The sequence below is a fragment of the Euzebya rosea genome (assembly GCF_003073135.1).
In the GTDB taxonomy this organism is placed as follows: Bacteria; Actinomycetota; Nitriliruptoria; order Euzebyales; family Euzebyaceae; genus Euzebya; species Euzebya rosea.
Window position 1 is genome coordinate 119,197 of record NZ_PGDQ01000012.1, and the last position, 14,187, is coordinate 133,383.

The following is a 14,187-nucleotide window of genomic DNA, read 5'->3' on the forward strand; positions in this document are numbered from 1 at the left end:
TCGGGATGATCCCATCCCGTCTCCCGACACGCCGCATCACCGCCCCTCCAGGGCAGGGACCGCGCTACTGGCGTACCGGCTGCACGGCCCGGTGGTCCAGCTCGGCCAGCGTCGAACGGCCGATCAGCGCCATGGTCTTGGTCATCTCGTCGGTCAGCATCTGCACTGCCCGGGCAACGCCCTCGGCCCCACCGGCAGCCAACCCCATGGCCGCCAGCCGGCCGATGATCACCAGCTCGGCGCCCAACGCGATCGCCTTGAGCACATCGGTGCCCCGCCGGATGCCACCGTCCAGCGCCACGCCGATCCGTCCGCCGACGGCATCCACGACCTCCTCGAGCTGGTCGAGGGTGCCCGGCGCACAGTCCAGCTGGCGTCCACCGTGATTGCTGACGAGGACCGCGGAGGCGCCGATCTGCTCGGAGCGCAGGGCGTCCTCCGCCGTCATGACCCCCTTGACCATGAACGGCAGCTCGGTCTCCGCCATCAGACCGCCGAGCTCATCGAACGTCCAGACGTCCTGGGTCATGGTGCGGAACTGGCCGAACATCTCGTCGCTGCTCCACTCGTGATCGTAGTTGCCACCCATGACGTCCTCGTAGACGAACTGCCGGGCAAGGACGCGGTCGCGGTACCCCGCGGTGGGGCAGTCCGCCGTGATGACGAGCCCACGGAATCCCGCGGCCTCGGCCCGCGCCACGAGACGTCGGAAGTTGTCGTGGGACCCAACGGGGTGCAGCTGGAACCAGGCCGCCGCCTGTGGTGCCGCCTCCCTGATCGCCTCCATCGGATGCGTGCTGACGTGCGGGGCGATCGCGAGGCCCCCGGTGGCCTCGATGCCGCGGGCAACGGCCACCTGCCCATCGGCGTGGAACAGCCCGTCCGCACCGAACGGCGCGGTCGCGACCGGGATGGCCAGGCGTTCGCCCATGAAGGTCGTCGAAAGGTCCGGCGGGGTGTTCCCGGCGAGGATCCGAGGCCGGAACGCCCACCGGTCGAACGCCGCGCGGTTCGCGCTGACCGAGGACTCCTCCCCCGCACCGCCCTCCAGGAAGTCCCAGATGGCGCTGTCGACGTTCGCTCGGGCGCGCTCCGCCAGGTCGGCGTGGTTGCGGATGGTGTCGGGAAGGGTGCTCATGGTTTGTCCTCGCGTTCGGGTGATGGATGGGTGGTCGAGCCGGGCCACGCGCCGAGGGCACCACCGACACCGATCACGGTGATGGCGCCGCCGAGCAGGTGGGCGAGGGTGATGGGCTGTTCGAGCAGCACCCACGCGAGGCCGCCGCTGAGGAAGGGCTGGACGAGCCGCAGCACGGGGGGGAGGTTGGCCGGCACCCACGTCAGCGGCCAGGTCATCAGGAAGTGCCCGATGGCCCCCGGACCGATGGCCAGGGCGGTGGCCAGCACCCAGTCGATCGATGTGGGGTCTGGGAACGATGTGCCACCGAGCAGCACGAAGCCGAGGACGAAGGCGGCCGCGATCGTGATCGTGCGGGCGAGGAAGGGCCAGACGTCGATGTGGGGACGTGCGGCCTTGGAGCACATGAAGAAGACGGAGAACACGACCACGTTGAGCGCAGCCAGCCCCATGCCGATGAGGTTCCCTGACGGTCCGGTCGACCCTGCCCAGCCGACGACGACCGCACCTGTGATGGCGAGCACGCCCCAGGTACGGAAACGGGCGCCCGGCCGTTCCCCGAACAGCGGGATGGCAAGGACGGTGACCACGACTGGCGACAGCGTGTTCATGAGGACCACGTCGGTGACCGATGTCCACTTGACCGCGGTCATCAGTGCGAGCTGATGCAGGCCGAAGCTGATACCGCCGACGAGAGTCCACCAGCGCGCCCGTCGTGGGTCACCGGTGGACGTGCTCGGCCTGCCGAGGGCGAGTGCCCAGAGGATCGGCACCCCGACAACGAGCCTCATCAGGGAGAATCCGGGACCGTCCACGCTGCTCGCGGCGACCATGACCGGTCCTGTGGCGTAGACGGCCACCCCCAGCCACACGACGTCGATCGGACGCCGACGCGCGCGACTCCGCGCAGCCTCGCCGATGGTCGTCATCCTGTGGTGTGGTGGACGAGGTCGAGGACGTCGACCACGGTGGCTCGGGTCGGGTCTTCGCAGGTGTCGGCGAGCGCGGTCAGGTCCGGGGGGTCGGAGAGGTCACCGTCACGGTACAGGTCGTGCAGCTTGTCGAGGACCTGCCGCCGCGACAGCGGGTTGCCGGGGTGTCCGCTGGCGGACAGGACCTCCACGGTCGCGCTCCGTCCGTCGGTTGTCGTGATGGTGGTCCGGGCGCCGAGGTGCGCCGGCGGGAGGTCGTCCAGACGAGGGTCGACGTGCAGGGCGATGGCTGCCTGCAGGGTCCGTATCCGGGCGTCCTCGCGGAAGCGGTCCTCGAGGTGCCGAAGCGCGAATGTCCCCTCGACCAGCCCACACGCGACGACGTAGGGCGTGCTCATCGTCGCAGCCAGCCCGTTGGCCGGGAACGGCTGCCCGAGTACGTCGACCATCTCACGGAACCCGTCGATCCGGACGCTGGCGATGTCGTCGGCGTCCGCGGCGAGGCCACGCAGCGCGCTGACGGCGGACTCCAGCGCGGCGTGGGTGGCCCCCGACGAGGGATACAGCTTCTGACCGGCCTCGAGAAGCAGTGGGTCGGTGGACCCCAGGCCGGCGGTCAGGGCGTCCGGGTTTGGTTCTGCCGAGGTCGCTGCCAGGTAACCCCGCGGCCCGCCGAGCGGTTCCTCGGTGGCGGAGAGTCCAGCGCGCGCGGCGTCTGCGGCGAGCACACCCTCCCTCGACGCGTGTCCCGACAGGGCGTACCAGGCATCGGAGAAGTACGCGGCGCCCACGACCCCGGCGGCCGCGTTGGCGGCCAGTCCGATGGCGGCGGCGTAGACCCCTGGATCGCGCTCGCCCCGGACCTTGAGCGCGGCCACGGCGGCGGCAGGCGTGTTGCAGCCACCCCGCGGGTGCCAGCCTCGTTCGAACGCCGACCGTCCGACTGCCGTGCCGATGCGCATGGCCACCTCGTAGCCGACCGCGCCGGCCTCGAGGAGCGCGCGTCCGTCGGCTTCGACGAGCTCGCCGACAGCCAGCGCCGCAGGCCAGGTTCCCACACCGGGGTGTCCGAGGGAGCCGTGCCAGACGTCGTCGAGGTTCGGCCCGGAGCTGCCGGCCATGCCGTTCAGGAACGCCGCACGGTCGACGCTGGTCCGCCGCTGCTGACCCAGGACCCGGCACGGACCACCGCCACAGAGACCCAGCTCGACGCCGGCCCACGTGCGGTGGTGCGGCCTGGTCGCGCCGAGGCGGGCGACGCCGAGGTGGTCCAGGAGCAGGAGGCCCAACCGGTCGACGGCCGTCGACGGCAGGTCGTCGAGGTCGAGGCCGGCGCACCAGGCTGCGAGCTCGGCGGTCGGACCGCTCACGACATCCACACCCCACCGTTGACATCGATCGTGGCGCCGGTGATCGACGCGGCCCCATCCGACAGCAGGAACGCCACGAGGTCAGCGATCTCCTCCGTCGGGGTGACCCTGCCCAGCGGGATCCCCGCCAGCAGGTCCGCCAGCTCGTCCTCCGACAGCCGATCGACCATCCGGGTCGCGACGGGCCCCGGGGCGATGGCGTTGGCGCGGATGCCTCGCTTGGCCTCGTGGGTCGCCACGTGGCGCGTCAGGGCGATGACCCCAGCCTTGGCCGCGGCGTACGCGGGGCCCGACAGCTCGTTGCCACCGGTGCGTCCGTTGACCGAGCTGCACAGGACCACCCCGCTCCCGGGCACGAGCCGGGGGAGGGCCTGCTGGAGGACCACGAACGCCGAGGTCAGGTTGGCGTCCATCACCCGTCGCCACATCTCCACGTCGTGGTCGGCGATCCCACCGGCCCCGGTGATGCCCGCGAGGTGGACGAGGCCGTCGAGGGTCGGATGGTCGGCCAGGACGGCGGCGACGTCGTCGGGGTTCGTGGCGTCGTGCCCGTCGACGGTGTCCAGGACGACTGCCGTGTCGCCGTCCCGGGCCAGACGGCTGACGACTGCCCTGCCGATGCCTCCTCGTCCACCGACCACGAGGACGGCCATCAGTGCCGCCTGACGTCGTGGGACACCGACTCGAGTGTCCCTCCGGGCACGAGCGTGCCCTGTCGGAACTGGTCCAGGTAGAGGTCGGTCGCCCACAGCAACGTGTTGGCGCCCTTGGGCAGCAGCAGGTAGCTGACCGTCTCGACGATCTCGACCTCGGACACGTCCATGGCGTAGGCGCGACGGAGGTGGGCGACGTACTGGTCCTCGCACATCCGCGAGCCTGCACACACCAAGAGGACGAGCTCTGCCTCGGCGGCGGTGAGGGGCCCTCGGGCAGCGGCAACCAGCTGGTCGTACCCCGCCTCGTGGTCATCGCTGCCCAGCAGGTCCCCCCACCGGCTGTGGGCGAAGTGAAGGGCATCCCACGCCTCGGCGACGCCGGCGAGGCGTACGGCAGCCCGGAGCTCGGCGGTCGGCACGCCAGCCGCCAGTGCGCGTTCGAGGTGCAGGGAGCCGACGTGTTCGCTGGCTGCGGTCAGCAGGCCAGTCCAGACGAGCTCGCGACGGCGGGCGTCAAGGTGGCGCGGCTGCAGTGTGAACTCGCTGTAGAGCTGCCGGTAGGCCAGGAGCATCCGGGGGTCAGTGCGCGCGAGGAGTTCGTGATAGCTGAGCGCGTACCCGCGCTCGCCGCGGATGACGGCGAGCAGGTCGTCGGGGTCCACGAGGTCGGGGCGGGCGACGTCGTCGGTCACAGGCCACCCCCGACGCCGACTTCGCTGTCCTTCCACACCATGAAGCGCCGCTCGGCGACACCGACGAGGTAGTTGACAGTGATGGCGATGGCGGCCACGTAGACAAGCCCGGCGAGGACTCCCGTCGTGTCGAAGAAGCTCGACGCGTTGTTGATGATGTACCCGAGACCCTGGCTGGAGCTGATGAGCTCACCGACGATGGCGCCGATGAGCGCGTAGGGCACGGCCACCTTCAGGCCGGTGAACACCCAGATGCTCGACGATGGCAGGATCACCTTGAGGTACACGTCGCGTCGGTTGCCGCCCATGATCTTCAGGGCGTTGATGTACAGCCGGTCGACGTCCCGGACGCCGGCGTAGGTGTTGAAGAACACGAGGAAGAACACGATCAGACCGACCAGGACCACCTTCGACAGCAGCCCGATGCCGAACCAGAGGATGAACAGCGGGGCGAGCGCCAACTTCGGGAGGCTGTAGACGGCGGTGATGAAGGGGTCGGCGATGGCAGCGAGCATGCCTGCCCGGCCGAGGACGAACCCGACCACGATGCCGAGGACCGATCCCGCGAGGAGGCCGAGCCCCATCTCCCGCAGGGTCGCGCCGAGGTGGACCCAGATGTAGCCGGTGCTGAGCCACTCCCATACGCGGACGCCGATCAGGGACGGGGCGCTGGAGAAGAAGGGGTCGATCAGCGTGCCGCTGGCGAGCTCCCAGGTCCCGAGCCAGACCACGAGGGCGACGACGCGCCACACCCGGATCATGCGCTTGCGGTGTCGTGCCTGGCGCTCCGCTTCGAGGGAGGCCTCGCTTCGTTCGGGCGCGGCTGTCGGGAGCGGACTGGTAGTGGTGCTCATGCGGACCTCACTCGATCACGATCTCGTCCTGGAGCTCCGCCCAGACGGTGCGGCGGGCTTCCTGGAACTCCGGGGTGTCCCTGATCGTCTTGGGATCGCGTGGTCGGTCCAGGACGATGGGTACCTCGGCCTTGATCCGCCCGGGACGGGCGCTCATCACGACGACCCGATCGGCGAGGGTCACGGCCTCGTCGAGATCATGGGTCACCAGCAGGACGTTGCGCACGCTGGTCTCCTCGGCGTCGATCATGGCCATCAGCTCGGCCTGGAGACCGAGCTTCAGCATCGCGTCGAGGGCCCCGAAGGGCTCGTCGAGGAGGATGGTCTCGGGGTCGTAGACGAGGGTCTGGGCCAGGCCAACGCGCTTGCGCATGCCGCCCGACAGCTGTGAGGGGTAGCTGTCCTCGAAGCCGGTGAGCTGTACGAGGTCGAGCATGCGGGCGGCCTTCTCGCGCCGCACCTCGCGGTCCAAGCCGCGCAGCTCGAGCGGCAGCATCACGTTGTCCAGGACGGTCCGCCACGGGAAGACCGAGTCCTGCTGGGTCATGTAGGCGATGCGGGTGTTGATCGACTCGATCGGCACGTCGTCGTAGGACACCGTGCCCGTGGTCGGGTGGATCAGCCCCGCCACCATGTTCAGCAGCGTGGACTTGCCACAGCCCGACGGGCCGATGAGCGCGACGAACTCGCCGTCGGGCATGGTCCAGTCCACGTCGTGCAGCGCCACGACGTCGCCGCGCTTCGACGGGAAGATCTTGGTGACCCCCTGGGCGCGGACGATGGGGCCACGGGTGCTGATGTCGGTGTTGTGCACAGCGCTCCTGGGGTCGGTCTCGGGCCGGGCCGGCAGCGTGGTCACCATGCCACCGCCTGCGGCACCGAGGGTGCGGGCAGGTTCCGGTACGCGTCGGCGATGAGGGTGTCGAGGTCGTGACCCTCAACGGGTTCCCGGTAATCGGTGGACCCGAAGGCGTTCTTGCGGATGATCGACATGTTGCCGGTCCGCGAGTAGAGGGGGCCGTGCCAAGAGAGCGGGGGACGGAAGAAGTAGCCCCCAGGCCGGACGATGCCCCGACGCCCCAGCAGGAAGTCGCCGTACAGCTTGAACGACTCCTCGTACACCGGGTGGTTCTCCTCCATGGGGGCGCGCCAGCCCGGGAGCATGGCGACAACGAAGGCAGTGCCGAGGCGCTCGTCCTGTCGCAGCCACTTGATCTTCACCGCGGGGTTCGGTTCCTCGTCGCCGCGCCAGCCCATGTCGGTCCACGACAGGTTGTCGACGTCGATGACCTCCACGTCGTCACGAGCGCCGGTCTCGACGTCCAGGCCGGGGGTTCCGAAGGACCCCATGTAGAGCACCAGGGGGGCGATGTCGGGCGTCAGCTCGATCGCGGCGCCGGCCGGGACGTGCACGAACGCGCTCCCGGGCATCGGCGTGCCGTTGAGGGTGGCCGACCCCGACACCACGTAGAGGTCCACCGCCGAGGTCAGGGTCCCCACGATCGGACTGGTGACCCTGACCACCGCCGTCTCCGCACCGTCCTCCGGGTCGCGGCTGAGGACCTGCTTCAGACCGGTCTCGGTCCCGCCCAGCTGGTCGGGGCCGATCGGTTGCCAGGGCAGGAGCTTGGTGGTGACGAAGTCGACGGCGGGTCTGTTCCACATGGGCGGGTCCTCGGGTCGTGCGGCGGGGCCGCAGGGGGGTCGGGTGCTGGCGGTCTAGCTGACCTGGGCCATCGCCTCGGTTGCGACCTCGGCGTTGAAGGCGTCGTCGAACTCGAGGGCCTGTGCACCGCTGGAGTCCTGGTTCTGAACCTCGAACGACAGGACGAGGAACTCCTTCGCCTGCTCGAACTGTTCCTGGGTCGGCACGATGCTGGAGCCGTAGATGCCCTTGTTGGCCTCGAAACCGACTTCGAAGATCTCCGGGTCCACACCCTCAAAGAGGCCCTCCATGATGCTGCGGAACTCCTCGGGCTCCTCCTGGATGAAGATCAGGGCGCGCTGGAGGGCGCGGCAGTAGGCCAGGACGTGGTCGCGGTTGGACTCCAGGTACTCGGGACGGCAGGACGCCACGATGTAGAGGTAGTTGACGAGCTCCTCGATGGGGTCCTCGGCCATGTTGAACAGGTACCGCATGCCGAAGTCCGTCGTGCCTTGGTCCGAGGTCGGGGAGGAGAGGCAGAATCCATCGACCTGACCGTTCTCCACCGCCGCGAGGATGGGACCGCCGCCACCCTGTACGGGGACGAGGGTGACGTCGTTCTCGGGGTCCAGGCCACCGAGCTCGGAAGCAACGTAGCGGATGAGCAGGTCGGGGCCGGCGCCGGGGCCAGTCGTGGCCATGCGAAGCCCGTTGAGGGCAGCGGCCCGCTCCTCGTTGGAGCTGTCGTCGGTGAGCCCGGCTGCCTCGAAGGCCTCGCCCGTGATCACGATGTTGCTCGCGTAGGTGGTGACCATGGCGGCGAAGGTCGTGAGCGTCTGGCCGGCCAAGGTGGCCTTCATGGGGCCAACGGGGCTGCCGACGATCATCTCGGCGTCACCGCCCACGACCAGGCCCGCGACCTCGCCCTGGCCGATGGCCTCTCCGGCCTGGTCCAGACCTTCGTCGGCGAAGAAGCCGGCCTGCTCGGCCACGAGGAACGGGGCCCACAGCCACGACACCTCCGAGGACCGGACGGTACGAACCTGGCCATCGAGGGCGACGGCCGTCTCCGACCCCTCCACTGGGGTTGCGGGATCGGTGGCAGCCGGGGCGGTCGCCGATCCGGATGCCGAGCTCGACCCGCTGTCGGACGCGCAGGCCGCGAGGAATCCCCCGAGCGAGGTCGCGCCGAGGACTGCGCCGCCGAGGCGGATGAAGTCCCGTCGTGTGCTGCCGCCCCCGGGTGTTGTGGTGTTCTCCACGGCCTTCTCCTTTGTTCCACTGATAGAAACGTCGTACCGACTAGCGGTACACTAGGTGTGTCGTAGCGCTGACGTCAAGGGGTCGACTGAAGCAAGCCCAGTCGAACGGCCAGATCAGCGAGCACCGCGCCCACGGGAGGTGCGACTGCGTCGAGGGCCTTGGCGGTCCGCCATGCGCCGCAGACCGCGCTGGACACCACGGGCACCCCCAGCTGCTCGGTCAGGCGGACGCACGCTGCGATCGTCGGCACCCCGGTCCCGCTGAGGAGCACCGCGTCGGGGCGTGCCCCCACGAGGGCGTCACCGAGCGCAACGAGGTCGGCGGACCCCAAGGCGTAGATGCCGTTCGGGGCCTCCAGCCGGTGCACGTCGACGACGTCCAGTCCGGCGTCGGTCCAGTAGGTCTCGGCGGCATCGGTGAGGAAGTCGGGGTAGGGCGAGACCACGGCGACATGAGTCGCATCGAGCTCGGCGAGGGTGTCGACTATCGCGTCCGCGGCGGTCACGGGCGCCCCTGCGTCGGCGAGGGCGTCACGGAGCACCTGCTCTTCGGACCGACGGTTGAGATAGGAGGCCCCGGTGCAGGCGTAGTGGACTGCGGACAGTGTGAGGGACCCGAACCGATGGACCGTCTGCCGCAGCGTGTGGTTGTAGTGGCGCAGGCGCTCGTCGAGCGTGCCTTCGACAACGGGAAGGCGCGCCACGTGGAGCGCGACACCCTCGCCCAGCAGGCGTCGGATCTCCGGTTCCGACGTGGGGTTCGCGGGCGGGACGATGAGTCCGACCGAACCGTCGGGGCTGTACTCGGACATGGTGCGCTGACCTCCTGGCGTGGCTACGTGGCGTCGCGTGGCGACGGGCGTCAGCTGCTGCGGTCGGTGGGACGACGCAGGTACTGGCCACAGGGCTGGCCGACGACGGCGCCGTCCTCGACGATCCGGGTGCCCCGGAGGAAGACGTCGGTGACCGCCGCGGTCAGCTCGACCCCCTCGAACGGGGTGTACTCCTGGGTGGACTCGGAGTCCTCGGCCCGGACGGTCCATGTGCGGTCCGGGTCCAGGATGGCGATGTCGGCGTCGTAGCCGGGGGCGATGGTGCCCTTGCTGCCCAGGCCGTAGCGCTGGGCGGGGTTCCAGCTGATCAGCTTGGCGACGGTGGCGGGGGCGAGGCCCCGCTTGGTGCCTTCGCTGAACAACCCGGGCAGCAGGTACTCGGTCCCGCCGAAGCCGGACTTGGCGAGGAAGACGTCGTCGGCGTCGTCGCCGAACTTCATCTCCTCGCGGCAGCAGGCATGGTCGGAGACCACCCAGTCGACGTGCCCGTCCAGCAGGTGCGCCCACAGGGCCTCGACGTCCTCACGGGGGCGGATCGGCGGGTTGACCTTGGCGCCGATGGTGGTCGACTCGATGTCGGTCAACAGGTGCCCGATGGTCACCTCCCGCCGGAAGTTGATGTGGGGGAACGCCGACGCCATCGTCATCGCTGCCTCCATCGCCTTGGCCGACGACAGGTGCAGCAGGTTGATGTTGGCCAGGTTGGTCTCGTGCGCCAGGTAGCTGGCGATTGTGATGGCCAGACCTTCGGAGTGCGGCGGTCGCGACTCGTGGTACGCCCGCAGGCCCGTGTGTTGACCCTCCTCCTCCACCATCTTCGTGTAGGCCGCCATGATCTCGGCGGTCTCGCAGTGCAACGAGAGGCTCAGCTGGTCAGCCAGCTCGGGACGCTCCTCGCGGACCTTCTGGAGTCCACGCATCACGAACTCGAAGTGGGCGTAGTCGTACCGCTCGTCGGGCGGGGTCATCAGGAACTCGCTCTGGTCCGACGACCGACCGTGCAGTCCGTGGGAGCCGTAGAACATGAAGATCTTGAACGAGGCCACCCCGAAGTCGTCGACCAGCATTCCCAGCTCATCGATGTGCTCGCGCATCATCGGCGCCAGGTGGAAGGCGTAGTCGATGTGAGCGTTGCCGTCGGCCTGCTCGAGCACCTCGGGGAAGAACTCCGCGTACGGCCCACCCTTGTAGAGGTAGTACTGCCCGGTCCGCATGTAGGTGATGCCGGTGGTCACGCCACCCTGCGCCGATGCCCGGCTCTCCGACACCGCGTCCTCGGGGAGGGGGTTGTAGATGCCCCAGTGCTGATGCGCGTCGACGGCCCCCGGGAAGGCGAAGCGACCCTTGCCGTCCATGACCTCGCGAGCGGTCGTCGGGTCGATACCCCCCTCCACCGCGGCCACCCGACCTTCGGTGATGGCGATATCCGCGTCGATCGTTGCGTCGAGGTGTGGCTGGACCACACGGACGTTGCGGATGAGGAGATCGAACATTGCGCGGTGCACCCTTCGTCGAACGTTCGGTCACCCTACCACCAATGTTCCTTTCAGCGCAACGTTGTTCCTTTCAATGGAACGGGTTGAGGCGCAGGCCACACGCGACTGGTCCTCGGCCGAACGTTGGGCTTGACCGACCCATCCCGATGGAATCGACTCCGATCCGGCGTCGGGTGCCGGCCTCGCCGAGTCGATTCCATCCGCTCGACCCCGGGTTCCCGGGGTTTCCGCTCGTGGCCCCGGGCGATTCCGTCCACTGGCGGAGGCGATTCCATCCGCGGGGCAGACCGACCCGGTCGTCAGCGGCGTGTCAGAAGGGGATGCGGTGGAATCGTCCCCACTTCGCAGGTCGGCGGCCGGGGGTGGGGACGATTCCGTCGTGTCAGCCACGCGTTCGAGGCGCACCGGCCCCGAGGGTGGGGACGAGTCCACCCGCGGGTGGGGACGAATCCGTCAAGGGGTGGGCCGGAGCGGCGGCCCCGGGGGAGGAACCCCCGGACGTCAGCGGCGGGCGAGCCAGCCGCGGACGGTCGTGGCCAGCTGGCCGATGACGAGGACCGAGCCACCGCCGGCGGCGATCAGGGCCCACATCGTGGCGTCCGGGACGACGACGCCGAGGATGTCGGCGAGCGGGGTCACGAAGACACCGAGGGCGGTCAGGCCGGCCGACACTCCCAGCGCGGCCCACACGATCGGGGAACGGACGATGGGGTTGGTGAACAGAGGCTCGTCGGGGGCGCGCATGTTGAACGTGTGCACCAGGCGGGCCACCACGAATCCGAGGAAGGACACGGTGACGGCAGCCTCCTCCTCCATCTCGAGCGGACCGAGCGCGATGGCGAAGGTGCCCAGCGTCGCCGCGGCGATCAGGACCGACCAGACGATCGTCTCGGTCCAGCGGGCGCGGTCGAGGATGGCCTCGTCGGGGTCACGGGGATCACGGTCCAGCACGTGGTCGTCGCCCTTGACCAGGCCGAGCGCGGCAGCGGGGAAGACGTCGGAGACGAGGTTGATGAAGAGGATCTGGAGGGGCAGCAGCGGCAGGGCGAACCCACCGACGGCGGCCAGGGTGACGGCGAGGATCTCGCCGAGGTTGCCGCTCAGCAGGTAGACGACGAACCGGCGGATGTTCTCGAAGATCGTCCGGCCCTCGCGGATCGCCGCGACGATGGACTCGAAGGCGTCGTCCTGCAGCACGATGTCGGCGGAGTCACGGGCCACCTGCGTGCCCTTGTCCCCCATGGCGATGCCGATGTCGGCCGACTTGAGGGCCGGCGCGTCGTTGACGCCGTCACCGGTCATGCCGACGACGTGGCCACGTGACTGGGCCAGGGCGATCAGGTCGAGCTTCTGGCGGGGGTCCAGCCGGGCGAACACCCGCGTGTTGGCCAGCTGCTCCCGGCGGGCGTCGTCCCACTCCTCGGCGGGCTCCAGGTCGGCGCCACGGATGACCTCGTCCTCGCCCTCGCCGTCGGGGTCCAGCAGGCCGACCTGCCGGGCGATGGCCGCCGCAGTGGCGGGCTGGTCGCCGGTGACCATGACGACCTCGACACCGGCCCGGTGGCAGTCCGCCACGGCCTTTGCGGTGGCCTCGCGCGGCGGGTCCAGCAGGCCGACCATGCCGAGCAGCTGCAGGTCCTCGTACGGCTCGATCGAGCCGGCGTCGTCGGCGTCCTCGACCACCCGCCGGGCCAGCGCGAGGACTCGCAGTCCGCGGCCGGCCAGCTGGCGCTGTCGGTCCAGCCACTCCTCACGATCGGCGTCGGTCAGCGGGTCGTCGTCCCACCCGCGGGTGGCGCTGGCGACCACGGCACCGGGAGCACCCTTGACGGCCACCAGCATCGACCTCGGCGGCAGGCCCGGCCCGCCGTCGGCCCCGACCCGGTGGTAGGTCGCCATCATCTTGGTGTCACGGTCGAACGCGACCTCGCGCTCCTCCGGGGCCAGCGACAGCAGGTCCTCGCGGCTGCCGACGCCCGCGGTGATCGCCGCCCGCTGCAGCGCGGTTTCCATGGGGTCGCCCACGTCGTCGGCAGGGTCGTCCTTCCCGAGGGTGGCGTTGCCGCACAGCGCCGCGACGGCCAGCGCGGCGCGAGCCCGCTCGTCGTCCTCCCCCACCTCCGACAGCTCCACTGCCGACGATCCGGTCTGCAGCATCGTGACCGTCATCCGCCCCTCGGTCAGCGTGCCGGTCTTGTCGGTGAACACCACGGCGGCCGACCCCAGCGTCTCCACCGACGACAGCCGCTTGACCAGCGCGTTGCGGCGGGACATGCGCACCACACCGCGGGCGAGGGCGAGCGTGGCGACGACGGGCAGGCCCTCGGGCACCGCGGCAACGGCCAGCGCGATGGCGGTCTCGATCATCTCCTGCACGTCCTGGCCGACGGCGATGCCGACGCCGGCCACGACCGCGCCCACCGCGATCACCGCGACGATCAGTGCACGGCCGAGCTTGTCGAGCTGCCGCTCCAGCGGCGTCTCGTTGCCGTCGTCGGCCTGCTCGACCAGGCTGGCGACCTCGCCGATCTGGGTGTCGGCGCCGGTCGCGACGACCACGCCGCTGCCCGACCCGACGGTGACGCGGGTGCCCTTGAAGACCATCGACCCTCGCTCGGCCAGCGGGGTGGCGGCGTCGACCGGGTCGACGGCCTTGGCCTGCGGCGCGGACTCGCCGGTCAGGGGGGCTTCGTCGACCTGCAGGTTGGCCACCTCGATCAGGCGCAGGTCACCGGGGACGACGTCCCCCTCCTCGAGCTGCACGATGTCGCCGGGCACCAGGTCGGCTGCGGGGATCTCGGTCGGTGTGCCGTCGCGGGTGACCACGGCGGTGGTCCGGCCCAGCTCGCGCAGGGACTCCACCGACTGCAGCGCCCGGTACTCGGTGACGAACCCGATCACGGCGTTGATCAGCACCGCGATGAGGACGGCGACCGCCTCGACGATCTCACCGGCGAGCAACGCCGCCAGCCCCGCGGCCACCAGGACACCCACGATCGGGGAGAGGAACTGGTTGACCACCAGCCGCCAGAGCGACGTGCCCTCCTCCTGCGCCACCTCGTTGGGCCCGTGCGCCTCCAGCCGTCGCCGCGCTTCGCGGCCCGACAGGCCCTCATCGGGGTCGACGTCGAGAGCACGCGCGACCTCCTCCACCGGGGTCGTCCACGGCTGCTCGGGGCCGTCGAGCGCGGAGGGGCCGGAGGAGTCGGTGGGCGCGGGCGATCGGTCGGTGGTGGCGGCGGACATGGTCCTTCCCGTACCCACGCAGCGCCGACGTCGAACGCGTCCCGCAGCACGAGGGATACTGCG

The 14,187-nt window shown here is 70.1% G+C and carries 12 protein-coding genes; all 12 read right to left on the reverse strand.

Annotation, left to right across the window (positions count from 1 at the left end; translation table 11 throughout):
- Positions 1–64 precede the first annotated feature (64 nt).
- Entirely contained in the window at positions 65–1,138 is a 1,074-nt protein-coding gene (locus CUC05_RS16500; protein WP_108667222.1) for an alpha-hydroxy acid oxidase, read from the reverse strand.
- Positions 1,135–2,067: a DMT family transporter gene (locus tag CUC05_RS16505; protein WP_108667223.1), complete on the reverse strand. Its 933-nt coding sequence runs from the start codon at positions 2,065–2,067 to the stop codon at positions 1,135–1,137. Before CUC05_RS16505 ends, CUC05_RS16500 begins: the two co-directional genes overlap by 4 nt.
- Complete coding sequence (locus tag CUC05_RS16510; protein WP_157965667.1) at positions 2,064–3,440, reverse strand: MmgE/PrpD family protein; 1,377 nt, start codon at positions 3,438–3,440, stop codon at positions 2,064–2,066. The genes CUC05_RS16505 and CUC05_RS16510 overlap by 4 nt, the downstream gene beginning before the upstream one ends.
- The gene (locus CUC05_RS16515; RefSeq protein ID WP_108667225.1) at positions 3,437–4,093 is read right to left on the reverse strand and encodes an SDR family oxidoreductase; all 657 of its coding nucleotides are present in this window, start codon (positions 4,091–4,093) and stop codon (positions 3,437–3,439) included. The genes CUC05_RS16510 and CUC05_RS16515 overlap by 4 nt, the downstream gene beginning before the upstream one ends.
- Positions 4,093–4,788: a carboxymuconolactone decarboxylase family protein gene (locus CUC05_RS16520; protein WP_108667226.1), complete on the reverse strand. Its 696-nt coding sequence runs from the start codon at positions 4,786–4,788 to the stop codon at positions 4,093–4,095. The genes CUC05_RS16515 and CUC05_RS16520 overlap by 1 nt, the downstream gene beginning before the upstream one ends.
- A complete protein-coding gene (locus CUC05_RS16525; RefSeq protein ID WP_205712381.1) occupies positions 4,785–5,642 on the reverse strand; it encodes an ABC transporter permease in 858 nt (285 codons plus the stop codon). The genes CUC05_RS16520 and CUC05_RS16525 overlap by 4 nt, the downstream gene beginning before the upstream one ends.
- Positions 5,643–5,649: 7 nt before the next feature.
- On the reverse strand, positions 5,650–6,504 hold the full coding sequence (locus CUC05_RS16530) for an ABC transporter ATP-binding protein (protein WP_108667228.1): 855 nt from the start codon (positions 6,502–6,504) through the stop codon (positions 5,650–5,652).
- Positions 6,498–7,307: a hypothetical protein gene (locus CUC05_RS16535; RefSeq protein ID WP_108667229.1), complete on the reverse strand. Its 810-nt coding sequence runs from the start codon at positions 7,305–7,307 to the stop codon at positions 6,498–6,500. The genes CUC05_RS16530 and CUC05_RS16535 overlap by 7 nt, the downstream gene beginning before the upstream one ends.
- A 54-nt stretch (positions 7,308–7,361) precedes the next feature.
- Complete coding sequence (locus CUC05_RS16540) at positions 7,362–8,549, reverse strand: ABC transporter substrate-binding protein (RefSeq protein ID WP_157965668.1); 1,188 nt, start codon at positions 8,547–8,549, stop codon at positions 7,362–7,364.
- A gap of 74 nt (positions 8,550–8,623) precedes the next feature.
- A complete protein-coding gene (locus CUC05_RS16545; protein ID WP_108667231.1) occupies positions 8,624–9,361 on the reverse strand; it encodes a maleate cis-trans isomerase family protein in 738 nt (245 codons plus the stop codon).
- 50 nt (positions 9,362–9,411) lie between these two features.
- On the reverse strand, positions 9,412–10,875 hold the full coding sequence (locus tag CUC05_RS16550) for a dihydroorotase (RefSeq protein ID WP_108667232.1): 1,464 nt from the start codon (positions 10,873–10,875) through the stop codon (positions 9,412–9,414).
- Between the two features lie 504 nt (positions 10,876–11,379).
- A complete protein-coding gene (locus CUC05_RS16555) occupies positions 11,380–14,124 on the reverse strand; it encodes a cation-translocating P-type ATPase (protein WP_108667233.1) in 2,745 nt (914 codons plus the stop codon).
- Positions 14,125–14,187: the final 63 nt, after the last annotated feature.